We start from the raw sequence: 24,849 nt of genomic DNA on the forward strand, positions 1-24,849 counted from the left end.
AAGCCTCCATCTTTTTTATTTAAAATACCAATCCATTGCATTTTGATATAGTACTAAATGTGCTTCTTCTCTTATAGCATTCAAAATGATGTCTATATCAGATACTTGAAAAGGCCGCTTCGCTCTCGTGGAAGGTAAATCTGTTCCAAACATTAAAGCCGTTGGATTTACTTCATGTATTTTTTTGATAGCATTACATGGATCAAAATCAATTCTCCCAAAACCAGTTGCCTTTACCTTTACTCCTTTTTCAACCAAATATAGTAGATTTGAAAAACCAGTTTGAGATAATCCTAGATGATCAATAGAAACAGCAGGAAGTTTTTCTATTAATGTAGCATGATCTTCTAAATCATTAGAATCCATATATATTTCTGAATGCCAACCAACTAATTCAAATACTCTTCTTGCTAGATACTCCATTTGTGAAATTTCGGCAAAGCCACCACGTTTTAAATTAAATCGAATAGCTTTCACACCAACTTCATTTAATTGAATAATTTCTTCATCTGAGACACTAGCAGGTAGTTGTGTTACACCTACAAAATTACTGCCTAAATTTTTTAATGCTTGAACTAAATAAGATTGGTCAAAGCCTTGGAATGATCCTGAAACAATTGCACCACCTACTATATTTAAATTTTTTATAGCATTTAAATAGTCATCTGAAGTAAATGTATTTGGTATATAGCCTTGATTTTCAATCAACGGGAAATGATTATCTATAATATGAAAATGCGAATCAAAGATTTTCATTTTATGTACACTCCTATGAATTATTTATCCTGCCTATGCATTAAATCGCCTTCTAATACAATCTGAGCTGTATCATTAACCATTTCTACAACAGTGAGACTAGTATCATAAATAAAAGGAGGTTCCCAAATTTTCTCGATTGGCAAGTCTTTAAAAATAGCCAGTAGTACTTTTATCACTACTGAATGAGTAACAAGGAGGATATTACCGGATGAATACTTGTCTCGTATTTTTTTCAATGCTTTAGATATTCTGTTTTTCACTTTAAAAAAATCTTCTCCATCAATGGATTTATACAGATGAGGAGCATTCCAAAAGAAGTCGAATTGTTCTGGATAATTATCTTTTAAATTAGCTAATGTTTCTCCTTCCCATATGCCCATATTGATTTCTTTTAAATAATCATCTAAAATAAGCGGAATCTTTCTATCCCCTTTAATTAGATTCGCTGTTTTGACGGTTCTTTGACTTGGGCTCGTATAAATAGCCTCAAACTCAATCTCTTTCAATCTATCTCCTAATAATATCGCATTTTCCACTCCCTTTTCCGTTAACGCTGAATCACTCCATCCTTGCATCCTTTTTTCTGTATTCCATTTTGTTTCTCCATGTCTTGTTATGTAGAGAGTAAGCATTTTTAGATTCTCCTAACTCTAATAGAAATAACGTTGGTTACTTTTTACAATAAATTTGTATTATTATCATATGTCCGATATAATATTACCATGAAATTCTATTTAAAGGGGTGGGGAAATGTATTGGGTAAGTCTACCTACTTGGTTTTGGATCGTTTATCATGCATTCTTATTAGTCATTGCAATTTCAACAATATTCAGTATTTTCAAAGGTAAACAAAAGCTCTTCTCCTCATTAAGCCTTATTTTAACTTTAATTATTCCGATAATCGTCATTATTAATAGTATCGAAAGAGATATTAATCAGAATGAGTGGGAACATTTAATTCTCCATTTACAACATGGAGAACTTTGGACGATTTTTGCTATTTTTGGTCATTTATTTATCCTAGTGTGGTTCATTTGGTTTCTGAAAATGATGATCACTAGGAATCCAAAGACTATTGCAAATTAACTAATAAGACAGGGACTTTTTTGAAATCCTTTTTTTATATACTTCCTAAATATTCCTGTTCACTACTACTTTAACAAATTTCTCCCATTTATATAAAGAAAAATCAATGCTATTCTATAAATAAGTTAACTTTCAAGAGGTGAAATCATTGAAAATATTAAATTTCGGTTCTTTAAATATCGATAAAGTTTATACTGTTCCTCACTTCGTTTCTGCGGGAGAAACATTATCTTCTACCAATTATGAAGAATTTCCTGGAGGAAAAGGGTTAAATCAGTCGATCGCTCTTGCAAAAGCCGGAGCAGAAGTATTCCATTCCGGGAAAATTAGCACTGACGGTCTTTTCCTAAAAGACATTTTATCTGAATCAAATGTAAATACGGATTGGATTGACGAAAATGGAAGCACGACAGGTCATGCCATCATACAAGTGTCTTCCAATGGGGAAAATTGCATTCTTTTATTTGGTGGAGCAAATAAAGAAATAACGATAGAGCAAATTAATCACGTTCTTGCAAATTTTTCAACGAAAGATATTCTCCTATTGCAAAACGAAATTAACCATTTAGAATACATAGTGGAAACAGCACATAAAAGTGGCATAAAAATTGTACTTAACCCTTCCCCAATTGATGAGAGTTTGACAACATTAGATTATTCTAAAATAGATTACTTAATTTTAAATGAAATTGAAGCAAAATCTATTACAGGTGAAGATTCAATGGAGAAGATTTTTCAACAGCTTCTATCCTTGAACAATCAAATGAAAATTGTTTTAACATTAGGTACACAAGGAGTCATTTATAAAGATAATTCACAAGAGTTTAGTCAAGCTGTCTATAAAGTCAATACGGTTGATACCACCGCAGCTGGAGACACATTTTTAGGATATTTCTTAAGCCAGATTTCTCAGCATGCCGACATAAAGAAAGCTCTTCAAATCGCTTCAAAAGCAGCATCTATTGCTGTAACACGTAAAGGTGCCGCTTCCTCCATCCCTACTTTGAAGGAAGTTATGGAATCTATTTAAATATATTTAGACTTATCAAGGGAGAATCTTCAGGACGACAACGAATGAGATTACCTAGCAAAAAAATACATAATCCACTCTGATCTTATATCCCATAGTGAATCATGTATTTTTTTGCTTCCTGTGCTTCTTTTATTTTTATAGCTAGATCGATAAGTTCCTCCGATTTTCTTCTTGTTATATTATTCAAGACGATATCTAAAAATATTGGTAACGACTCAGGTGGAATGAGCGTTATTCCGTAGTATGCTAAACCATTAGCAGGTCTTTCATATGTATGGAAATATGTTTTCATCATCGCTAATTGTTTTATCATCTCTTGTATAAAATCATCATTTACTGTTACACAATCATAAAGATCAGGTGTGTATTGATTGTATACTTGCTGTTTATTAAAATTTTCAATGATACCAAATTCATGGAAAATATGCCTTCATCCTTTCAAAAATTATTCCATTCTACTAAACTCTCTTTCTGTCTGTCTACATCATAAATTAAGCCTATTTTTATTTATATTAATAAATCGCAAATAATTTCTGTGTTTTATTTCTCCTGTTACTAATTTTATTTCATCTATAAACTATAATTTTTTATTTTAACAAAGAATAATCATAATACAACAAAAATTGGAAATATGACGTAAAGATTACATTAAACCATTTACAATATTAACCACCTGCACTAAAATATATTTTAGTAAACAAATTTTTAGTAAAGGTGGTTATATTGTGAGCTTACTTGACGTCTATTTACAAAAGAATGGAAAAAAGCGTTATGATGTTTTTAAACAAACTGGCCTAAGCCAACAAATGCTAGCTGCTGTAAACAAAAAGAATGTCAGCAGCTATTCAGTAAAAACCATTCAAGCTATCGCTGAAACAGTCGCAAAAAGCGAAGGAACAGTATTAGATGAAATTTTACAATTAGAAAAGAAAACTGCCTATTTTGAAGTATACAATACAGAGGATTTACTGCTCGCCTTTACAAACAAAGAATCCCATATTTTAATTAAAGAGGATTATAAAAAAGAAATCGAGGAATTGGCAAAAACACAGCTGTCAGAGACAGAAACATTAGGTCTCGAATTAGGTTCATCTGGTACCATATACATTCTAGGTGAAATTTTTTATCAGCTTGCATTGAAGCTAAGTAATAAAAATACCGATCAAAAGAAGCTGGAAAACGATATTCGAAAATATAAATTGAAGAAACTTAATGAAAAAGAATATCTTTTGTATTATAAGCATTTGGATTATTAAGCAATGGGAAGGCGAATTTTGATTCGCCTTCCCTCTTCTCTTAAGTATCTCTCTCTTATTAAACCGTCTTAAAAAACTTTATTTACAAATGCTGCTACCTTTTACTAACAGGTATCCAAATTTCACATGGTACTTTCGGAGACTGTAAATCTTTACTTTTAATTGATAGGATTTCAGGTCCTTGCATTTGTTGATAGCCTGAAGATGGGAACCATTCGGCATAAATATTTCCCCATACTGTCTGTACTGTTTCCGGAAAAGGACCCTTTGACTCAAACACAGCCCAAGTTAGATTAGGCACTTCTAAAGCTGCAAAGCCCTTTGGACAGGATTCTGTTGTTGCAACCCCAATGTAATGATCAAGAGTACCTTTTTCCATCATCCTTTCTTCTGAAAAATTTGTCGATGCTTGAATTATTCCTCTTGGTTCCACATTTGATAGTTGTAGTAGTTCACTAATCTTCTCTTGCCCTAGCTGCTTCCACATAGCATTGATTTCCGGGTTCTCCCCTTCAAAAATAATCGGTACTTTCTTCATCATACCTACTATATGAAAAGCATTCTTTTCTTCTATTCGGTAATTCATTTCGACTCCTCCCTTAATGGTTAATTGGAAGGACATTCGTGGATACGCCTTTAATGGGATTCCTTTGATTCTCGCTTCTGAAGGCGCTATACCATGAAAACGTTGAAATGCTCTTGTAAACGAATCAGGTGATGAATAGCCATATTTAACGGCAATATCAATAATTCTCAAACTGGTATTTTCTAAGTCAAATGCAGCAAGTGTTAACCTTCTTTTACGAATATATTCTGTTAGTGAAATCCCAGCAAGAAACGAAAACATCCTTTTAAAGTGGTACTCAGAACAAAGAGCAATCCTTGCCACTTGTTTCATATCTATTTCTTCAGACAAATGCTCTTCGATATATTGAAGCGCCTGATTCATCCCTTTAATTACATCCATTTCATGCCCTCCCCTTCTTAATAAAATTACCAAACAAATTTAACACGCTTCCGACTTTTCTTGCACAATTCATGCAAGATTCCATATACTATTCAAATTTCTTCAAAACTAATTGATTATTTTCGATTTCATATATATAATCTCCAACACGCTCCATAAATGCTTGATCATGGGAAACAAGAATGACTGTTCCTTCATATGCTTTTAAAAATCGCTCTAAAGCTTCGATACAATAAATATCTAAAAAGTTTGTCGGCTCATCCAAAAATAGGACATTATATCTTTCTAGAAAAAGTTGACATAATGTTATTCGAATAGCTTCTCCCCCACTTAATTGGCAGACATTCTTTTTTAAATCATTCCCTGAAAAATTCATCGAGTGTAGAAACAGAACGAATTTTACTTTCTCCATAATCACTCTTTTCTTTCATATAATCCATGACTGATTGGTTCTTTATAAATTGATAGGCCATCTGTTTATACAAACCAAGAACAGCCTTCGGAGAGATAGTGACTCCCTCTTTTTGATGAATGATATAGTTTAAAAGGGTTGTTTTCCCTGAACCATTCTTTCCAGTAATCACAATATTCTTCCCTAATGGAAATTGAAAGCTTACGTCTTGAAGCAGTATTTTTTCTCCTGCTTTCAATGTAATTCTGTCGCCCATAATGGGAATCTTATTATGCATGGTAAGCTTTTCTGATTGTTGAAACCGCAACTGTTGTTCATTTTTGGGAGCTTCTACCATTTTCAGTTGTTCTACTCGTTGCTCGATTGCCTTTGCTGCTCGTTGAACTGCCTTTTGACTTGTATCCTTTGATTTGGTCATATACATTTTATTGGCTTTTGCCTTTGTTTCCTTTTTAGAAATATGACCATTAGCCTGCGTAATTTTGTCCGCTTTTTTTCTTTTTTCTTCCGCCGCATGTACAAGTCGTGATTTCTCCTTTACATATTTTTCATATTGCTCCTGCTGTTTTTTTCTCTGTAGTTCCTTTTGGGCAGCATATTCTGAATAATTCCCTGTATATTCCGTTATGATTCCATCCTCTACTTCCCATATTTTTGTCACTAATTTATCAAGAACAGTCCTGTCATGACTGACAAGAATAAGCGCACCATAATAGTACTCTAATTCCTCTAATAAGAACTGTTTTCCTAACTTATCCAAATGGGCTGTTGGCTCATCCAATAATAAGCCCTCCCGATAATTGGAGAAAATCTCTGCTATTTTGAGTTTTGTAAGCTCCCCTCCACTAAAATTTTCTAATGCCGTTTTAGGGATAGAAAGTTTTCCGATTAAGTCATACTCTATTTCCTTTGTCTCAGGTGAGTTTAATTGATCAAAATAGGCGAAGTCTACAAAACTATTTATTTTTCCTTTCTCTGGCTGAATCTTCCCTGCCATTAATTTTAGCAAGGTGCTCTTACCAGCTCCGTTCTTCCCTACAATACCAATTCGATCAAACTGATGTACAGATAATCTTGGTATGGTTAACACGATCCGATCTAAATACGCAATTTCTATATTTACTAATTCAAGACATACTTTTTCCATTATTTTACCCTCCATTGGTTATTTTCCAATAAAAAAATCACAGGCAAATGTCCTGTGATCTCGAGTAAAAGGGGAAAAAATACCTTCTTAAGATAGAGTTATCATTAATTGCCCTGTTATTAAAGGCAAATTAAAAAGGCAGAAATATCTACCTTTTAGCATTCCATATAAATACAACTCAGTAGTTACTGATATTGTATGAAAATACACCACTAGCTACAATGGAATCTAATAGTGTTTTTCAATATGCAATGAAGATTATTAAAAAAGGACAGACTAATCCCGTTTACTCTGTATTCACAAAACAGAGCCTTTGAACATATTCAATTACTTGTTCAAAGCTAGGAAACGTAGTCTCATCGAATGTGTCATTTTTTAATAATCCTCCTTTATTTTATCTCATTTTAAATTATAATGAGAATAGTACGTAATGTCAAAATCAAAAGTTTTTATTCTATCTAAAAAAAAGCTTCGTTTCAGCCTTTACCTCTTCAATGATATTGTCTTTCCTCTCTAACAACATATGTAAGGCATCATCTACATAGCCATTTTCAAAATTTTGCAAAGGAATTGGTAGTTCCTCTTGATCTAAAATATAATAAGTACCATTTGGTTTTACTACAAGATCAATGATTAAATCTTCAAACAATACAATATTATTTTGAATATCATTTTTTCTAACAATATTAAAATAAGATCCTAAGTACTTTCCACTTGGTTCTCTCCAAAAATATAAATTATATGGCTGATCCAACCAATAATAGGCAAACGTGTATGCTCCAACGGGAATCTTTAATTGATGATTATTCTTACTCATAACAAATGACTTCTCCACTTTATGCAAAAGTGTAATTTTCATTTGATCCAAATGAAGAAGCTTACATCTATACTCCACTATCGAAGAATCGTATCGAATTTTCCTTTCAATCATTGTCTTTCCATACTTTAACTTCGATTCTAGCATACTATCAACTCCTGCTTATTCTAATAGAAACTTACTATTAGCTTCATTCCCTATCATATAGCAATAACAAACCTTTTTAAAGATGAAACAAATTAGTTATTTAAAGCGATCTATACTTTTTATAGCCATGATAATATATAGATATAGCATAGGTACAACATAAATAAAAGATTTGTAAAGGAGAGGAAGCTATGTATGTAAAAGTGTATGAATACCATATACAAAAGGAAAAGGTTGCAGAATATTTTCGTATTCAAGAAAAAGCAACCAACATTTATAAAAAATACATCGACTCAGAAACAACCTACTTACAAAGTCACGATGATCCAACAAAATGGATGGAGATAACGACATATACTAGTGAGGAAGAATATCAAAAAAACATCGCTTTTATCAATGAGAATGTGGAGATACAACTATTATTTAGTGAATTTCATTCCTTGCTTTTACCTGAGAATAAGCATATAAAAGAAGAAGATTTCACCAAAGTCAGGGGATAGAACCAGATAGTTATAGGAATATTTAAGAAAAGGATACACTTACCAAAAAGTAAGGTATCCTTTTGAATCCTATTTAAATTCCTTCCAGTTCATTGAATTTTCATTTAACAGTTCTTCAAAGCTTTTATTTTTCTCTCTTTGTCTACGTTCTTCTCTTTTTCTTTCTTCTTCCTCTTTTAGCTTAGCCTCTTCTTGTTCTTTAAGCTCTTGCTTTTTAATTTTTAGCTTAGCTGCTAATTGATCGTTCAGGAGATCGCCTAATGTTACAGGTTTATCCTGCGGTTTTTCTTTTTGTGTATTTTTTCGTTTTTTTGCCATATGATTATCCTCCAACTATCCGTTCTTACAATGCAAGCTCAATGGTTTCGTCTAGCTCTACTTCCACATTCCCTTTGATTGCTCTAGTAATCATGCAGCTTTCTTCTGCTTTTTGTGCAAGTTTTGCTGCAAGCTTCACATCTTTTTCAGTAGCCTCTTTTTTTAGTATAATCTTTGGGCGATGGATAATTTTTCGATAAGTAAATATACCGTTTGTTACATCCACTACTGCCTCTGATTCTAATGTTAAGCTTTCCTTCTCCAGTCGACTTCTTTCCATCATTGCAGCAAGCGTAATAATAAAGCAAGTTGCTGCAGCACCTAGAAGCATTTCATCTGGATTTGTACCCTCGCCAGGTCCATCCATTTCTTTTGGAATAGATATTTTTGTTTTTAAATTGCCGCTTTCAATTGTACCGACATCATTACGATAGCCTGGCCAATCTGCTTTTAAATAAAAATGATGTTCTGCCATAATTCAACCCTTCTTTTTACTATGCTGTATGTATAATAACATATTTTTTTACTCAAGTTATATTAGAGAATCGGATACAGCACAAATTGTATTGCTAGTATCATCATTTTTATTTAGGAGGGATATGAATGAGTCAAAAACGAGACAAAGGTTACAGCCAAGCTGGAAAACCGAATGCAGACACAGTTAAGCAAACGATTGCAGCGGAGGATTTGGAAAAAGCGATACATCCGACAAAAAGACAAAACTCCAAACAATAGCTACTTTTCCTGCACCATTAAACATTTCATAACAAAGGTGCAGGATTTTTTTCTTCCTTTCCTTTCCTTCTCTTTTTCTTCAATAAAAACAATCCAGCCATTCATGTTACATAATTGTAACCATTTAACCATTTCTGCATATCATTTTTTATCATAGGCGCACTATCCTCTACGTCTATTTTTCAATAATTGAAGAGACTGTCTATTTTGTTTCTCTTTGGAGAAGTGATACACTCAAATTAGTTTCTGCTAAATTTCTGTACTTACTGGAGGAATCGGTTTGAGAAAGCTGTTTCGTTATCTATTTTCTGTCTTATTGTTTATTACTTCCATCGGAGTTTACTGTTCTAATCGGTTAATGTATATGAAGAAAAAGGACAATGATTTTATTTTAACTAGAGAGAAAGAGGCTGGCAGATATGATCCTGTTTCTTATGAAAATTTAACTAAACAAGAAATTACCATTCCTTCCCCTTATGGCTATGACTTAAAAGCAATCGTAGTGGAACCTTTTCAAACAAAGAAATATATTATCATTTCACATGGTGTGACGGAAAACAAAACGAATTCTATCAAATATATGAACTTATTTTTAGAACGAGGCTTTAACGGAATCATCTATGACCATCGTAGACACGGGGAATCTGGCGGAAAAAACACAAGCTTTGGCTACTATGAAAAATTTGATTTAAAGCAAATTGTTGACTGGATAAAAAGGGAAAAAGGAAAGGATATTCTTCTAGGTATTCATGGGGAATCAATGGGTGCTGCCACAATGATTCTTTATGCTGGGGGGATTGAAGATGGCGCTGACTTCTATATCGCTGACTGTCCATTTTCGGATTTCAGCGAACAGTTAGATTATCTCATTAAACAGGAAATCAAACTACCAGGAAAAGTTTTTATCCCCATTGCTAATTTATTCCTTCGAGCAAGAGCTCGATATTCCATAAAGGACATATCGCCTATTTCTGTTATCGATAAAATAAAAAGCCCAATGCTATTTATCCATAGCCAAAAAGATGATTTCATCCTTCCTGAAATGACACAAAAGCTTTTCGATAAAAAACAAGGTCCAAAAAAATTATTCTTCGCAGTAAATGGATTTCATGCACAAAGCTATAATGAGAACAAAGTAGCTTATGAGAAAGCAATCGATGACTTTTTAGAGGAATATGTTGATAATACTTAAAAAGAACGGGAGACAGCTTTTCATTAGCTAGTCTCCCGTTCTTTTTTAAATTTTAAATTGTTTAATCTTTTCTTGTAAATCAGTTGCTAGTTGCGCTAATGATGTAGATGATGCTGCTATTTCCTGTATGGACGCTACTTGTTCTTCTGTAGCTGCAGAGACGTTTTCCGTACTTGATGCTGCTTCACTTGCCATACTATTAACTTCTAGAATAGAATTATTGATTGTATTCGTGTGCTCTTTCAAATGGTCAAGTGATTCACTTACTTCCTCTACAAGTGTAACTAGTTGACTAACGGATTTTTCAATTTTCGCAAAAGAATCACCGGCATCTTGAACAATACCAATACCTGCATTTACTTCATTTGCAGCTGTTGTCATGGATAGAGAAGTATTGTTTGAATCAGCTTGAATTTGACTAATAAGACTCGTAATTTGCTCAGCAGAACCTGCTGTTTGTTCGGCTAACTTTCTTACTTCATCAGCAACAACAGCAAACCCTTTTCCTTGCTCCCCAGCTCTTGCTGCTTCAATGGCAGCATTTAATGCTAGTAGATTGGTTTGTGAAGAAATATCAGTGATAACCATCGTAATATCGCCGATTTTATTCATTCGAGATTCCAGTGTAGCTATAGATTGGCCTAATGTAGCTACATTATGATTAATTGATTTCATTTGTTTCGTTACTTCTGAAATGCGGCTAGCACCTTCAGCTGAGACAACAGACGTTTGTTCTGCTGTTTCTGCGACCATCTTCGCACGATCCGTAATGCTTCCTGTCGTCTCATTTACACGACGAATTTCCTTTGAGCTAGATGCCATTAATTTCATCTGAGTTTCTGAGTTTTCCGCAAGATCTTGAATCGTTTCAGAAATATGTTCACTTGCTCGACTGCTTTCTTCTGAACTAGAACTAAGTTGTTCAGATGAGGAGGCAAGGTGATGAGATGTTTCGGATAGTGTTTCAATAAGCTCCTTCATCCCGTTAGCCATTGTATTGTAGCTATCAGAAAGAGACCCTACTTCATCCTTTCCAAGATACGTAGACCTTTGTGAAAAATCTCCTTGTCCACCTTTTTCCATTAATGCCTTCAAACGTTTAATTGGGTTAACAATCATTGCTGAAATATATAAGCCAATCAATACAGCAAGTGCTACAGCAATAAGGATAATCCCTGCCGTTACAAGCATCATTTTTGTATAATATGAATCATTTTCTTTTGAAATCCGCTCTGCTTCTGCCTGATTTGCCTCTTGAAGTTCATCCAATTGGCTGTTAATGACATTTCTTTTTGATTGAAGATTTGTAGTATATAAGTTATAGGCAGAATCATTAAAATTATTGGTAGCTAAAGAAACTACTTGATCTTGCAAATCTTCAAAACCATTATATGCATCTTTAAATATCTTATAAGCATCTGCTTCTTTTGCAGACATCTGAATGGAATCTAATTTTTTGATAGATTCATCTGCTTTTTCCATATTTGTTTTTATTGCTTCTAACAATTCTTGGTTTCTCTTTTCATCCGTTGTTATCATTAACTCTATAACATAACTATCATTCTCTCGACGATAATTTTGTATTTTTGCTATGTATGTATTAGGTACTAGTTTCTCCTCGTACATTTCTTGGGAATTATTAGCCATTTCCTTCATCCCATACATTCCAAATAATCCGATTAATATTAATGCAATGGCACTAAACATGATAATAAATAATATTTTTTTGGAAATATTCATATTCTGTAAAAATCTCATTGACGTTACTCCTTTTTTTATCTAATTCTCCCACTCTTATCGACAGATTCCGACATTCTTTAAGTGTATAAGCCTGATTTTTTAAAATTTTTTCAAAAAAAGGGCTGTTAATACTATATCTTTTTGGCAATTCACTTTTTTAGGTGCCAGTTAGTTAATCTGAAGACCAAAAAAAAGAACGAATTTGCAAGTTCCATCATATTGATAGATTAACTTCCAAAATCCGTTCTTTATCATTTCACCAATGTTCTTTAATAAATTCATCTCTTCCAGACTTTTCTCTATCCTCTTTATAATGCGTCTTGTTTTTCTTATGATAGTCTTGATGATAGTCTTCAGCAGGATAGAATGTAGCAGCTGGTTCTATTATTGTAACAATCGGCTTTTTAAATTTTCCACTTTCCGCCATTGCTTGTTTCGATTTCTCTGCAAGCACTTTTTGTTTATTATTATGATAAAAAATGGCTGTCCGATATTGTGGTCCACGATCCTGAAATTGTCCATCTGGATCTGTTGGGTCAATTTGCTGCCAAAATAACTCTAATAATCGCTCATATGGAAACACTTCTGGATCAAAGGTGATTTCCACTACTTCAAAATGGCCCGTTGTCCCTGTTTTTACTTGTTCATACGTTGGATTTTCCACATGTCCCCCGCTATAGCCAGAAACAATTCCTCCAATGCCTGGTTGCTCTTCAAATGGAGATACCATACACCAGAAACATCCACCTGCAAATGTTGCTTTTTCCAATACTCCCATCTCCCTAGTTGTTCCAATTAATTTTTTTAACATACTATTTTAAGAAAATTAGCTATAACTCTCCTGTTAGATAAAAATTAGTATATAATACTTTGGAGAAAGATACTATTTTATTTTAAGGAAAAGTTATCAATGAATAAATTACTTCTTCAAAAAATGATTCAAAAAGCGCTTAATCAGTATCAATTGGAGAGCAACATGCTTTCTTCCAATGATATAGATGAATTAACTACTAAAATAATCAATCTAAAAAAACACCATCCCTCAAATGAGCTTTATGATATTGTTCAGGATGTTGTTTATGGTTATGTTACAGATTCCCCTTATTTTTAATTGGTTTTATTTTTTATTCAAGATTCCGCCAACCAACTTATCAGCTATCCCTGGAAATAAATTATAGAGAACACTTCCCCAGTTCATCCATATAGGTAGATTTAGCTCACGTTTTGGGCGAATCATTAATTTTGTTACTTTATCTGCTACTTTTTCCGAGGAGAGCATATACTTCTGAACATTTTTGACATAATTTCCAGATTTGTCGGCCGTAGTAAAAAAGGCAGTTTCAATTGGTCCTGGATTTACTGCAGAAATGTTGACATTTGCTGGAGAAACTTCCATTCTTAAACTGTTTGTAAAACCTAAAACAGCGTGTTTCGTTGCAGCATAGGCACTTGATTTAGGAGTGGCTAATTTACCTGCCTGTGATGCGACATTGATGATATGTCCTCTGTTTCTTTCTAACATAGAAGGCAATACTTCTTTCGTACAGGCAATAACTCCCATCACATTAACTTGAAACATTCGATCAATATCCGTCATACTTGCTTCATGGACCATATCAAATACGCCAAAACCTGCATTATTCAGTAAAATATCGATAAAACCTACCTCACGATATATTTTCGCAAATACTTCTTTCACTTGGTTCGCATCACTTACATCTAAAGAATAATAAATAGCCTGCACGTGAAATTGATTATTTATATTCTCGCAAATGGCAGTGAGCTTATCTTCTGAGCGAGCAAGGAGAATTGGACGAGCCCCCTGAAGAGCTACGTTTAAAGCAATTTTCTCTCCTATTCCAGATGAAGCACCTGTTATTACAATGTTCTTTCCTATTAATTCCTTCATTTTCCACCTCAAAAAAGTACAAGCATTTAGAAAAAATGTCATGCATCTATTTCATCATTTCATGCTATATTGAAATATTATATCGTTTTGAAATTTTCCTTTATATTTTCACATAGAGCATTCAAAATAACAACCTACCTGTTTACTCTAATATATAGCTTTTCTATCTTTCACTGTCTCTCTGCTTTTTGTCTTTTGCTTTATTAATATGAGTAACCATTTCTTTTAAACTTTCTTCATCTAAAAATAAACCCATACCTTCCACTGCTGCTCTACTTTTATGTTCAAAGCTTTGGAACTCTTGTCTACCTTTGATTTCATAAAGAGCAGAATGCTTTGTATTCTTTATATCATGTAAAGTAATGTATGTATCAGTATCCATTTTGTAAATATATATGAGATTATCATCTATCAAAAAATATACATAAGAACCGTTTGTTCTACTCTCCATTCCAAATCTCCTTTTATTTAAAAATTCTAAATTCAATTATACTATCGATTGGCTAAATTTCCCACCAAACTATTTTTCTATTGACAGACAAGCCTTGAATCTTGCATAATCAATGATAAATTTATAATATGAATGCCATGATTAAGAATAGTAAATGGTAAATTGGCTTGCTAGAGAGTGAAGTTCAAGGGCTGAAAGACTTCATCAATGTCCATTCCATTGAACCTACTTAGGAGTAGTTAGGCAAACCTAAACGTAAACCGTCGATACCGGGGAAGAGTTGTATAATCATGCGCATTGCTGTTTATATAGTAACTAAGGTGGTACCACGGAAACAAACCTTTCGTCCTTTATTTTTGGCGAGAGGTTTTTCTTGTTTCAAAAGCAAATGTAATAATTTTTATAGGGGGAAAGAAAATGAACAAACTGGCTATCATTGGTGCTGGTTCGATGAGCGAAGCATTAATTTCGGGGATTGTATCAAGCAAAATAATAGAGACAACAGATATTACGGTTACAAACCGTGGTAATGTGGAAAGACTGACTGAATTACAGGAGCGTTATGGTATTCATTACTCTTTCGACTTAGAAAAAACCATACAAGAAGCAGACGCCATTATTCTGGCAATGAAACCGAAAGATGTAAAGGTTGCTATTACACAATGGAAGGATTATTCAACTGAAAAAACACTTCTAATTTCTGTGCTTGCTGGGGTCAATATGGATAGCCTCCAACGATTAATCGGTACAGAAGTCCCGATTGCCCGTGCAATGCCAAACACTTCAGCAGCAGTGGGGAAATCAGCAACTGGAATTTCCTTCAACTCCTTTGTAGAAGCGGAGCAAAAACAATTCGTCCTTGATATGTTTGAAACTGTTGGCTCCGTTACTTTTGTGGAGGAAGACCAGTTAGATGCCATTACCGGCCTTTCCGGAAGCGGACCAGCTTATATTTATTACTTGGTAGAAGCAATGGAGAAAGGTGGACTCAATATCGGACTAGATCGTGAAGTGGCAAATGAGTTAATTGTGCAAACATTACTTGGTGCTGCTGAGATGATTGCAACATCATCGAAAACGCCTCTCGAGCTTCGCAAAAATGTAACAAGTCCTGGGGGAACAACGGAAGCTGGTATCCGAGTTTTGGATCAATTTGATGTCCAAAATGCTTTTATTACCTGTATTCAAGAAGCGACTTCCCAATCTAAACGTATGGGGAAAGCACTTACAGACGAACTCAAAATTTCAAAATAAATAATGCTTCTAATACGAATAAAGTCCATGCATAAAAAAAGATGTTGTCTCCTATGCTGACAACATCTTTTTGCATTTAAATCTCAAACTCTGAAAAATCTTCTGCAATGTATGTATGGGGGAAAATCGCTCTAGCTTCCAGCAATAATTGCTCTGTTAACGTCTGGTCATATCTTGCACTAATATGCGTTAATAAAAGACAATCTACATAGGCTCTTTTCGCAGTTTCAGCAGCCTGTACAGTTGTTGAATGATAATATTCGGTGGCAATAGAAGCTTCTTTTTCAGAAAATGTTGCTTCATGAACCAATACATTTGCATCTTTAGCTAATTCTCCTGCGGCATCACAGGTTCTTGTATCCCCTAAAATAGTAATAACTCTTCCTTTAATATTTGGTCCAAGGAAGAGTTGACTGCTTATGACTGTACCATCATCAAGAGTGAGACCTTCCCCTTCTTTTATTTTTTTATAAATAGGACCAGGCTTTACCCCATATTCCAACAATTTTTCTGTATTTAATTTTCCTGGGCGCTCCTTTTCCATTACACGATAGCCAAAGCTTGTTACGCCATGCTCTAAGATTCTTGCTTCCACCATAAAATCATGATCCTCAAAGATAACCCCTTCTTCTATTTCCACGACTTGTAGCTCATATTTTAAATATGTCTTGCTAACTGCAAGACTTATCCGTATATACTCACTAATTCCTTTGGGACCATATACCGTCAGTGGTGTTTCCCCCCCTTGAAAGGATCTACTGGAAAGAAAACCAGGCAATCCGTATAGATGATCTCCATGTAAATGGGTAATAAACACTTTGTCAATTCTTCTTGGTTTTATATTTGTATGTAAAATTTGATGCTGTGTTGCTTCCCCACAATCAAATAGCCAAATACTTCCCTTTTCTTCTAAAAGCTTTAATGCAATAGCTGTAACATTTCTCGATTTTGCCGGAATACCCGCTCCCGTACCTAAAAATTGCAATTTCATGTTTAAGCGCTACTCCCCTCTCATTTTTCTTTGGTGTTCCTAATCCTGCTGTATAAATAAAACCGTATGATTAAATACTAAATCAGAATAGATGTCTTAAGTATACTTTACAGCTGTAGGAATATCCAAATTCCTAAATCTTTTAACTAGTAACTTTTGCTAATATATTGTAATATCATGATGAATGAATGAAAAATTTCTGCTAAAAATACAAATAGTAAAAATATTTGCAAAAATTATAAACAAATTTGTTGCCTTATCTTTCAGAAAAAGATAAAATTTTATAACTGTATAGGTACATGTTTTATTTAAGATTTATGTACCATTGTAAAGCAGCAATTTATAAATTTTCATACATATATAAATGAAATGAGGTACAAGAAAGTGAATGAAAAACAAACATCAAATGCACTTATTATGATCTTCGGAGCTACTGGAGATTTAGCCAATAGAAAGCTTTTCCCATCTCTTTATCGATTGTATAAAAAAGGTAAATTAGCAAATTTCGCCGTTGTAGGCGTAGGTAGAAGAATATTAACACAAGAACAGTTTAAACAGAATGTTGTTAACTCTGTTTCTGAGGCCATTTCAAGTTCAAAAAATGATGACCTAGAGACATTCGCTTCTTATTTCTGCTATCATTCTCATGATGTTACAGATTCCAGCTCTTATGTGGAGCTGAAAAACATTGCAGACGAATTAGATGTAAAATATAGCTTAAATGGCAACCGTGTATTTTATTTAGCAATGGCACCAGAGTTCTTTGGTCCAATTGCCATTCATCTAAATCAAGATGGGCTAACAGATGTAAAAGGATATAAACGTTTAATCATCGAAAAGCCATTTGGACATGATTTAGAATCCGCTAAAGAACTGAATGAGCAAATTCGTACTGCCTTTTCAGAAGATGAAGTATACCGAATTGATCATTACTTAGGAAAAGCAATGGTTCAAAATATCGAAACCATTCGTTTTTCTAATGCGATATTTGAAAACTTGTGGAACAACCGTTACATCAGCAATATTCAAGTAACATCAAGTGAAGTTCTTGGAGTGGAAGAACGAGGAAGATATTATGAAACAAGTGGCGCGCTTCGTGATATGGTTCAAAACCATATGCTACAGATGGTTGCACTCCTTGCGATGGAACCGCCAATTAAACTAACTCCAGATGAAATTCGTTCAGAAAAGGTTAAAGTTTTCCGTGCGATGCGTCCTATGGAAGTGGATGAAGTAGATAAATACTTTGTAAGAGGACAATACGGCAAGGGATTAGTAGAGGATTTAGAGGTACCTAGCTACCGTGAAGAACAAATGGTTGATCCTAATTCCAACACAGAGACTTTTGTTGCTGGTAAAGTAATGATCGATAACTTCCGTTGGGCTGGCGTTCCATTCTATATCCGAACAGGTAAGAGATTAGAAAGTAAGTCAACAAAAATTGTTGTTCAATTTAAAGATATCCCAATGAATTTATATAATCGTCCTGACCAAGAAATCACGCCAAACCTTCTTGTCATCCATATTCAACCAGAAGAAGGAATTACCTTGCATTTAAATGCTAAAAAAGCAGGACAAAACATGGAAGCAACACCAATTAAACTAAGCTATGCAAATACAGGCATGGCGGGAATAAATACGCCAGAAGCTTATGAAAAATTAATTGACGATAGCCTTCATGGTGATGCAACAAACTTTACCCATTGGGATGAAGTAGCATTATCTTGGAGTTATGTAGACAAAATTTCACAAGCGTGGGAACAAACGCCTTCTACTCAATTCCCTAATTACGCTTCTGGAACAATGGGACCAAAAGAGGCTGATGAATTATTAGAAAAAGATGGTTTCTTCTGGTGGCCAGTTAATCAATTTGAAGTAGATGTTTGCTAAGTAAAACGGTTTTAGAGAATCCTTAAAAAAACGTGAATCCTTTTTTGAATTCACGTTTTTTGTTTATCATCTGTAAAATTGAATATTATAGGAGCTACTAATGAAAAAAATAAAATTCGCCTTAACAATCTTGCTAGTATTTCTTATATATAATTTACTTGTTTTGTACATAGGTTGGAATGGTTATGTATGGTTGAAATCATTACAACTGACATCTCCCCCCGCTCTCTATATTGGGGCTATTATTCTTTTTTCCTACGCATATATTATAAGTCACTTTCTTAAGTCTATCACGATTTTTAAAATAATCGGTGCCTATTGGCTAGCTGTTTTTGAATATGGTTTAATCCTATTTCCATTAGCTAATATCAGTTGGGTTTTATTAACTATGTTTATTCAGCCTGAGAATGCCACTGTAATCCTAGGTAGCATTACTGCTGGCATACTTCTGTTTTTATTAATTTTTGGAACTTATAATGCCTACTCTCCTGTTATAAGAACATATGAACTTATGGTTGAGAAAAAACAAGCCAAAAGAGACACGCTACGCATCGCTATGGCGTCTGATATGCACTTTGGTACTTTATCAGGCAAAAGTCACTTAAACCGGCTAGTAACGCAAATAAACAGCCTACAGCCAGATTTAATATTATTTCCAGGAGACATCATTGATGACGATCCCCTTCCTTTCATGAAAAAGAAGATGGGAGAACAATTAAAACAATTACATGCGCCTCTAGGTATTTATGGAGTATTAGGTAATCACGAATACTATGGAAAAATGATACCTACGTTTATAAAAGAAATGAACCGCATTGGTATTCATATATTGATGGATGAAAAAATAACCATTGATGAGACCGTTCGATTGATCGGCAGAAAAGATAAAACAGACAAAGCAAGACACTCCATTCCAACACTTCTAGAGAATGAGAGTAACCACCTTCCGATTATCATGATGGATCACCAGCCAGATGAGCTTGAAGCCGCCATGAACGATGGAATTGATATCATCCTTTCCGGTCATACACATAGAGGACAAATGGCACCTAATCATCTTATAACAAAGAAAATCTTTGAATTAGATTGGGGCTATAAGAAAAAGAAACAACTCCATGCAATTGTTTCCTCAGGTTTCGGATTCTGGGGGCCACCAATTAGAATAGGTAGTAGATCAGAAATTGTTTCTATTGAAATAACTTTTAAGTAATAGAAAATCGCACTTATTTTAGTGAAATAGTATTATTTATCGAAAAAACTTTGCGCTGCTATGTACATATAGTAGTGTATTTTTTTGCATAGTTTTTTAATGATTTAGGTTTAATGAAGACTTACTTGGGTGTGGAAAATTTTAAATTGCATGCAAATATAAGATAAGATTTTAGAAGTTGGAAGTAAGGAGCTTGATGAACGCCTTTTTCTCCTCTCTCTCCTCTTCTTACTCTCAGCTTTCATTTCACGACAAACAAACAAAAAAAACACACCACAATCAACTTGTAGTGTGTTTTATAGCCATTCTTATTTTTCCATCCAGTTTGTATGGAAAATTCCTTCTTTATCTGTGCGCTCGTATGTGTGCGCACCGAAGTAATCACGTTGAGCTTGTAATAAGTTTGCTGGTAGTGTAGCTGTACGGTAGCTATCGAAGTATGCTAATGCAGCTGCGAAGCTTGGTACAGGAATACCATTTAATACAGCACCAGAGATTACTTCACGTAATGCCGCTTGATAATTTTCAGTGATTTCACTGAAATATGGATCTAACAGAAGGTTTTTCAATTCTGGATCACGGTCATATGCATCTTTGATTTTTTGTAAGAATTGTGCACGAATGATACACCCACCACGGAAAATCATAGCGATTTCGCCATAGTTTAAGTTCCAATCGTATTCTTCAGAAGCTTCTCTCATTTGCGCAAAACCTTGTGCATAAGAAACAATCTTACTTAAATATAGTGCTTTACGTACAGATTCGATATACGCTGCTTTATCGCCTGTAAATGGTTTAATTTCTGGACCTGATAGTACTTTGCTTGCTTTTACACGTTCATCTTTCATTGCAGAAATGAAACGGGCAAATACAGATTCAGTGATCATTGGAAGTGGAACACCTAAATCTAAAGCACTTTGGCTTGTCCATTTACCAGTTCCTTTTTGACCAGCAGTATCTAAAATTAGATCTACTAAAGGTTTACCAGTTTCCTCATCTACTTTTGTGAAAATATCTGCTGTGATTTCGATCAGGTAGCTATCAAGCTCCCCTTTATTCCAGTCTGCAAATACTTCATGAAGCTCTTGCGCTTCTAATCCTAGAACATGCTTCATGATGAAATACGCTTCACAGATTAATTGCATATCTCCATATTCGATACCGTTGTGAACCATTTTTACATAGTGACCAGCGCCATCTGGACCGATATAAGTTGTACATGGCTCGTCATTCACTTTTGCAGAGATATCTCTGAAAATAGGAGCAACTAATTCATATGCTTCTTTTTGTCCACCTGGCATGATTGAAGGACCTTTTAATGCGCCTTCTTCCCCACCAGAAACACCAGTACCAATGAAGTGAATACCAAGTTCACTAAGCTCTTTATTACGACGCTGTGTATCTTTAAAGAATGTGTTACCACCATCAATTACAATATCCCCTTTATCTAATAAAGGTTTTAATTGTTCGATTGTTGCATCTGTAGCTGGACCAGCTTTAACCATTAGCATGATTTTACGTGGAACTTCTAAAGATTGTACAAATTCTTCTAATGTATATGTTCCAACAATATTTTTGCCTTCTGATTCTTTAAGCATTTCTTCTGTTTTTTCTTTTGAACGATTGAAAACGGAAACAGTATACCCTCTGCTTTCGATGTTCATCGCAAGGTTTTTACCCATAACCGCTAAACCGATTACACCAAATTGCTGTTTTGTCATTTTTTCCTAACGTCCCTTCTAAACTATGTATCCTGATAGTAGAATTCACTTAACTTTAGCAAGATTTTTTAAGTTATGCAACTAAAATGCAACTACTTTTCTGGTTTATTTCAAAAAATTTTTTTTATCAAAGATAAACAAATTAAAATTTCTTTCCTTGCAAGAAATCTTTATTAAAACTAGTCAATGTACCGATATTTTCTTCTTTTTTTGAAATATTATTTCTCTCGGATGCCGGTTCAATTATAGATGAACCATATTTTTCTTTTAACTTATCAATAGCCGTCCATAATGGTTCCTTCTCTGCATCTTTTTCAAAGGAAAAGAGATCAAGTTGTTTTACTACAATATTATTATCGATTAAATCTCCTGCGGTTATTCCTAGTAAGCGAACTGGATTGCCGTCCCATGCTGAAATGAAAATTTCTTTACTAAATTGAAGAATCTCTTCCTCTGTCCTAATCGGATTTGCTAATTTTTTGCTTTTTGAATAATTTTTACGATTTCCATAGCGAATGGTAATAGATAGATGATTTGCATGTACATGCTTTCTTTTCATCCGCGTTGCCACTTTATTCGCAAGTGCCGCTAATACTTGAAATAATTCCTGTTGATTTTTTACATCTCGGGGCAAAGTTGTTGAATTTCCGATACTTTTAAACTCATTTGCTGCTTCTGGATCGACTGGACGATTATCTTCTCCATTGGCTCTTTCCTTTAAACGGATGCCATTTATGCCTAAAGCCCCTTTTAGTGGTATTGATTGGGCTGCAGCCAAATCTTTTATCGTTTGGATGCCAATTGCTCTTAGTTTTTCCCCTGTTTTTTTTCCTATACCATGCATTTCTTCTACTTGCATCGGCCAAAGTATATTTGGTATATCGCGCTTTCTGAGGATCGTTATTCCCATTGGCTTCTTTAAATCGGATGCCGTTTTAGCTAGAAATTTATTTGGTGCAACTCCAATACTACATGGTAAATCTAAACGTTCATAAATACGTTTTTGAATCGTTTTTGCAATATATATTGGTGTTCCTAACTCATGACAGTTAGTAATATCCACATAGCCTTCATCAATTGAAACAGGCTCGACAATATCTGAGAATTCATGTAGGATTTGAAACATTGCGAGAGATGCCATGCGATATCGCTCAAAATTGGGAGGTAACACAATTAAATCTGGACATTTTTTTTTGGCTTCCCACAAAGGCATTGTTGTTTTTACGCCAAATTTTCTTGCTTCATAACTACAAGTTACAATGATGCCTCTGCGTTCTTTTTCATTCCCTGCGATTGCTAGTGGCTTTCCTTTTAACTGTGGTTCATAAGCCATTTCAACAGATGCATAAAAACTATTCATATCTACGTGTAGTATGACTCGTCCTTTTTTTGGATAAAATTCCTTCATTTTATCTTCACCATTCTATTTCATTTGTTGATAAAGTTAAAATCTTATTTTCTATTTCTCTCTATATAGTTAATAATCGTTTATACAGGTTGATTCTTCATAAAGTCTTTAATTTCTCTTACCCCATCTATTGTTTCTAACAAAATATTAGGATCTAGCATAAAGACCAAACGATTTTCTAAATTAAGAACGCCTGTTATATACTCTGTTTTCTGATATGCAGAAATTCCCACTTCTTTAATAACTTCTTCTTTTACATCAATGATTTCCTTTGCATCACTTACAATCATGGCAAATGAAATATTTTCAGTTCGAGCAACAATTAATTTATTATTTATATTTTCTTCTGTTTTTTTATTATACAGAACCATTTGTAAATCAATTACCGGAATAAGCTCGTCTCTTACTTTTCTTATCCCCTTCACAAAGGATGGCAATTGAGGAACAGGCGTAATATGTTCTTCTTTTTCAATAGAAATTACATATGATACATCTATTGAATATTCTCCGTTTGCAACTTTAAAAATAACACCCTTATTCTCTTTCATCTATATTCCCCCATAATCAGTATATACAGTAGTATTTTCCTATAAAAATATTTTCCTCTGTTTTCTAAATAATTGCAAGTAAAATAGAAACATTTGTTTTGATTTAAATATAAAAGGTGCTCCCTAATAAGGAAGCACCTGACTTAAGTATGTTTTATTTACCTGTTACTTCTTCAATAATAGCAAGTACCATCTCAGCCAACTTATTTAATTCTTCGATTGGCATTTTTTCATTTGTTGTATGAATGTCTTCATACCCTACAGCTAGGTTAACGGTTGGGATTCCAAATCCGCAAATGACGTTAGCATCACTACCGCCACCACTTTGTTGCAATTCACAGCTTCTACCGATTTTTGCAGCTGCCTTTTTTGCTACTTCCACAACATGGTCCCCATCACCAAATTTAAATCCAGGATACATAACATCCACTTCTACGATGGCCTTTCCGCCCATTTCACTAGCTGCCGATTCAAATGCTTCTTTCATTTTCGCCACTTGTGCAAGCATTTTATCTTCTACTAATGAGCGTGCTTCTGCAAGAATATCTACATGGTCACAAACAATATTTGTCTGTTTACCACCTGCGAAACTACCAATATTAGCTGTCGTCTCTTTATCTATACGACCTAAAGGCATTTTTGCAATTGCTTTAGAAGCAATGGTAATAGCAGAAACTCCTTTTTCAGGTGCCACTCCTGCATGAGCTGTTTTTCCTAAGATCGTTGCTTTTACTTTTGCTTGCGTTGGTGCAGCAACCACGATATTTCCTACTTTTCCATCACTATCTAGTGCATAACCGTATTTTGCTTGGATTAACTTCGGATCAAGAGCTTTAGCTCCCAATAATCCTGATTCTTCCCCTACTGTTATGATAAATTGGATTGTTCCATGAGGGATATTATTTTCCTTTATCACGGAAAGGATTTCAAGCATAACAGATAGTCCAGTTTTATCATCTGCACCAAGTATTGTCGTGCCATCTGTTACTATGTATCCATCTTTAATTGACGGTTTTACTCCAACACCTGGTACAACTGTATCCATATGAGAGGTAAAGTAAATTGGATCGACGTTATCCTTTGTGGCAGGAAGCGTACAGATCAAATTACCAGCACCATGACCTGTAATAGCGGTTGTATCATCCTCTATTACTTCCAATCCTAACTCTTCAAATTTCTTCTTTAATACAATACTGATTTCTTTTTCGAACTTTGTTTCTGAATCAATTTGTACTAGTTCTAAAAACTGTTTTAATAAACGCTCTTGATTAATCATTTTTTTCCTCCAAAAATTTGTGACATTATTAGTATACGCTTATAAAAAAAGAACATCAAATGAAAATCACAGGATGTACATT

General features: G+C 34.2%; 27 protein-coding genes and 1 pseudogene. 10 read left to right on the top strand and 18 right to left on the bottom strand.

From position 1 onward, the window contains the following. Positions 1-15 precede the first annotated feature (15 nt). The gene (locus tag NYE52_RS13885) at positions 16-756 is read right to left on the bottom strand and encodes an amidohydrolase family protein (protein ID WP_341193613.1); all 741 of its coding nucleotides are present in this window, start codon (positions 754-756) and stop codon (positions 16-18) included. A gap of 20 nt (positions 757-776) precedes the next feature. Continuing rightward, positions 777-1,391, bottom strand: a complete 615-nt coding sequence (locus NYE52_RS13890; RefSeq protein WP_341193614.1) for a histidine phosphatase family protein — start codon at positions 1,389-1,391, stop codon at positions 777-779. A gap of 118 nt (positions 1,392-1,509) precedes the next feature. On the opposite strand from NYE52_RS13890, the gene NYE52_RS13895 reads away from it, so the two are divergent. Together NYE52_RS13895 and NYE52_RS13900 are read left to right on the top strand one after the other, a co-directional pair. Then, positions 1,510-1,845 carry a hypothetical protein gene (locus NYE52_RS13895; RefSeq protein WP_341193615.1) on the top strand — a complete coding sequence of 112 codons (336 nt, stop codon included), beginning with the start codon at positions 1,510-1,512 and terminating at the stop codon, positions 1,843-1,845. Between the two features lie 139 nt (positions 1,846-1,984). Beyond that, the gene (locus NYE52_RS13900) at positions 1,985-2,875 is read left to right on the top strand and encodes a ribokinase (protein WP_341193616.1); all 891 of its coding nucleotides are present in this window, start codon (positions 1,985-1,987) and stop codon (positions 2,873-2,875) included. A gap of 85 nt (positions 2,876-2,960) precedes the next feature. Here NYE52_RS13900 and NYE52_RS13905 read toward each other — a convergent pair whose 3' ends face one another. Further along, positions 2,961-3,302, bottom strand: coding sequence for a short-chain dehydrogenase (locus tag NYE52_RS13905; RefSeq protein ID WP_341195194.1), 342 nt, complete (start codon positions 3,300-3,302; stop codon positions 2,961-2,963). Positions 3,303-3,603: 301 nt separating this feature from the next. Here NYE52_RS13905 and NYE52_RS13910 point away from each other — a divergent pair, with 301 nt between their 5' ends. After that, positions 3,604-4,134 carry a hypothetical protein gene (locus tag NYE52_RS13910; RefSeq protein ID WP_341193617.1) on the top strand — a complete coding sequence of 177 codons (531 nt, stop codon included), beginning with the start codon at positions 3,604-3,606 and terminating at the stop codon, positions 4,132-4,134. A gap of 94 nt (positions 4,135-4,228) precedes the next feature. Here NYE52_RS13910 and NYE52_RS13915 read toward each other — a convergent pair whose 3' ends face one another. The 4 genes and pseudogenes from NYE52_RS13915 to NYE52_RS13925 all read right to left on the bottom strand — a co-directional run bounded on the left by NYE52_RS13915 (position 4,229) and on the right by NYE52_RS13925 (position 7,624). Continuing rightward, entirely contained in the window at positions 4,229-5,101 is an 873-nt protein-coding gene (locus tag NYE52_RS13915; RefSeq protein ID WP_341193618.1) for an AraC family transcriptional regulator, read from the bottom strand. A gap of 88 nt (positions 5,102-5,189) precedes the next feature. After that, positions 5,190-6,660, bottom strand: a pseudogene (locus tag NYE52_RS13920) (Msr family ABC-F type ribosomal protection protein). Between the two features lie 327 nt (positions 6,661-6,987). Continuing rightward, the gene (locus NYE52_RS24750; RefSeq protein ID WP_145999722.1) at positions 6,988-7,032 is read right to left on the bottom strand and encodes an erythromycin resistance leader peptide; all 45 of its coding nucleotides are present in this window, start codon (positions 7,030-7,032) and stop codon (positions 6,988-6,990) included. A gap of 82 nt (positions 7,033-7,114) precedes the next feature. Beyond that, entirely contained in the window at positions 7,115-7,624 is a 510-nt protein-coding gene (locus NYE52_RS13925) for a DUF402 domain-containing protein (protein ID WP_341193619.1), read from the bottom strand. Between the two features lie 191 nt (positions 7,625-7,815). On the opposite strand from NYE52_RS13925, the gene NYE52_RS13930 reads away from it, so the two are divergent. Continuing rightward, a complete protein-coding gene (locus tag NYE52_RS13930; protein WP_341193620.1) occupies positions 7,816-8,124 on the top strand; it encodes a hypothetical protein in 309 nt (102 codons plus the stop codon). 69 nt (positions 8,125-8,193) lie between these two features. Here NYE52_RS13930 and NYE52_RS13935 read toward each other — a convergent pair whose 3' ends face one another. Beyond that, on the bottom strand, positions 8,194-8,442 hold the full coding sequence (locus tag NYE52_RS13935) for a YqkE family protein (protein WP_341193621.1): 249 nt from the start codon (positions 8,440-8,442) through the stop codon (positions 8,194-8,196). Positions 8,443-8,467: 25 nt separating this feature from the next. Further along, positions 8,468-8,917, bottom strand: coding sequence for an OsmC family protein (locus tag NYE52_RS13940; protein WP_341193622.1), 450 nt, complete (start codon positions 8,915-8,917; stop codon positions 8,468-8,470). 128 nt (positions 8,918-9,045) lie between these two features. Between NYE52_RS13940 and NYE52_RS13945 the strand changes: the two genes are divergently transcribed. Further along, on the top strand, positions 9,046-9,177 hold the full coding sequence (locus NYE52_RS13945) for a hypothetical protein (RefSeq protein ID WP_341193623.1): 132 nt from the start codon (positions 9,046-9,048) through the stop codon (positions 9,175-9,177). Positions 9,178-9,457: 280 nt separating this feature from the next. After that, positions 9,458-10,369, top strand: coding sequence for an alpha/beta hydrolase (locus NYE52_RS13950; protein WP_341193624.1), 912 nt, complete (start codon positions 9,458-9,460; stop codon positions 10,367-10,369). 45 nt (positions 10,370-10,414) lie between these two features. On the opposite strand, the gene NYE52_RS13955 is transcribed toward NYE52_RS13950, so the two are convergent. Next, positions 10,415-12,127, bottom strand: coding sequence for a methyl-accepting chemotaxis protein (locus tag NYE52_RS13955; RefSeq protein ID WP_341193625.1), 1,713 nt, complete (start codon positions 12,125-12,127; stop codon positions 10,415-10,417). A gap of 238 nt (positions 12,128-12,365) precedes the next feature. Continuing rightward, positions 12,366-12,878 carry a peptide-methionine (S)-S-oxide reductase MsrA gene (msrA, locus tag NYE52_RS13960; RefSeq protein ID WP_341193626.1) on the bottom strand — a complete coding sequence of 171 codons (513 nt, stop codon included), beginning with the start codon at positions 12,876-12,878 and terminating at the stop codon, positions 12,366-12,368. 141 nt (positions 12,879-13,019) lie between these two features. On the opposite strand from msrA, the gene NYE52_RS13965 reads away from it, so the two are divergent. Further along, the gene (locus NYE52_RS13965) at positions 13,020-13,220 is read left to right on the top strand and encodes a YqzH family protein (RefSeq protein WP_341193627.1); all 201 of its coding nucleotides are present in this window, start codon (positions 13,020-13,022) and stop codon (positions 13,218-13,220) included. Positions 13,221-13,226: 6 nt separating this feature from the next. Here the strand turns inward: NYE52_RS13965 and NYE52_RS13970 are convergent, their stop codons facing one another. Together NYE52_RS13970 and NYE52_RS13975 are read right to left on the bottom strand one after the other, a co-directional pair. Further along, the gene (locus tag NYE52_RS13970; RefSeq protein ID WP_341193628.1) at positions 13,227-14,018 is read right to left on the bottom strand and encodes an SDR family NAD(P)-dependent oxidoreductase; all 792 of its coding nucleotides are present in this window, start codon (positions 14,016-14,018) and stop codon (positions 13,227-13,229) included. Between the two features lie 163 nt (positions 14,019-14,181). After that, the gene (locus NYE52_RS13975) at positions 14,182-14,469 is read right to left on the bottom strand and encodes a hypothetical protein (protein ID WP_341193629.1); all 288 of its coding nucleotides are present in this window, start codon (positions 14,467-14,469) and stop codon (positions 14,182-14,184) included. A 417-nt stretch (positions 14,470-14,886) separates the two neighbouring features. Between NYE52_RS13975 and proC the strand changes: the two genes are divergently transcribed. After that, a complete protein-coding gene (proC, locus tag NYE52_RS13980; RefSeq protein ID WP_341193630.1) occupies positions 14,887-15,723 on the top strand; it encodes a pyrroline-5-carboxylate reductase in 837 nt (278 codons plus the stop codon). A 76-nt stretch (positions 15,724-15,799) separates the two neighbouring features. Here the strand turns inward: proC and rnz are convergent, their stop codons facing one another. Next, on the bottom strand, positions 15,800-16,714 hold the full coding sequence (gene rnz, locus NYE52_RS13985) for a ribonuclease Z (RefSeq protein ID WP_341193631.1): 915 nt from the start codon (positions 16,712-16,714) through the stop codon (positions 15,800-15,802). A gap of 417 nt (positions 16,715-17,131) precedes the next feature. Between rnz and zwf the strand changes: the two genes are divergently transcribed. Together zwf and NYE52_RS13995 are read left to right on the top strand one after the other, a co-directional pair. Further along, on the top strand, positions 17,132-18,604 hold the full coding sequence (zwf, locus tag NYE52_RS13990; RefSeq protein WP_341195195.1) for a glucose-6-phosphate dehydrogenase: 1,473 nt from the start codon (positions 17,132-17,134) through the stop codon (positions 18,602-18,604). Between the two features lie 100 nt (positions 18,605-18,704). Beyond that, positions 18,705-19,814: a metallophosphoesterase gene (locus NYE52_RS13995; protein ID WP_341193632.1), complete on the top strand. Its 1,110-nt coding sequence runs from the start codon at positions 18,705-18,707 to the stop codon at positions 19,812-19,814. Positions 19,815-20,122: 308 nt separating this feature from the next. On the opposite strand, the gene gndA is transcribed toward NYE52_RS13995, so the two are convergent. The 4 genes from gndA to NYE52_RS14015 all read right to left on the bottom strand — a co-directional run bounded on the left by gndA (position 20,123) and on the right by NYE52_RS14015 (position 24,767). Beyond that, a complete protein-coding gene (gene gndA / locus NYE52_RS14000) occupies positions 20,123-21,535 on the bottom strand; it encodes an NADP-dependent phosphogluconate dehydrogenase (RefSeq protein WP_341193633.1) in 1,413 nt (470 codons plus the stop codon). Between the two features lie 142 nt (positions 21,536-21,677). Then, entirely contained in the window at positions 21,678-22,943 is a 1,266-nt protein-coding gene (locus tag NYE52_RS14005; protein ID WP_341193634.1) for a DNA polymerase IV, read from the bottom strand. 80 nt (positions 22,944-23,023) lie between these two features. Continuing rightward, complete coding sequence (locus tag NYE52_RS14010) at positions 23,024-23,491, bottom strand: chemotaxis protein CheW (RefSeq protein ID WP_341193635.1); 468 nt, start codon at positions 23,489-23,491, stop codon at positions 23,024-23,026. 154 nt (positions 23,492-23,645) lie between these two features. After that, complete coding sequence (locus NYE52_RS14015) at positions 23,646-24,767, bottom strand: tripeptidase T (protein WP_341193636.1); 1,122 nt, start codon at positions 24,765-24,767, stop codon at positions 23,646-23,648. Positions 24,768-24,849 lie beyond the last annotated feature (82 nt).

It is taken from the genome of Niallia sp. FSL W8-0635 (assembly GCF_038007965.1).
Taxonomy (GTDB): Bacteria; Bacillota; Bacilli; order Bacillales; family Cytobacillaceae; genus Niallia.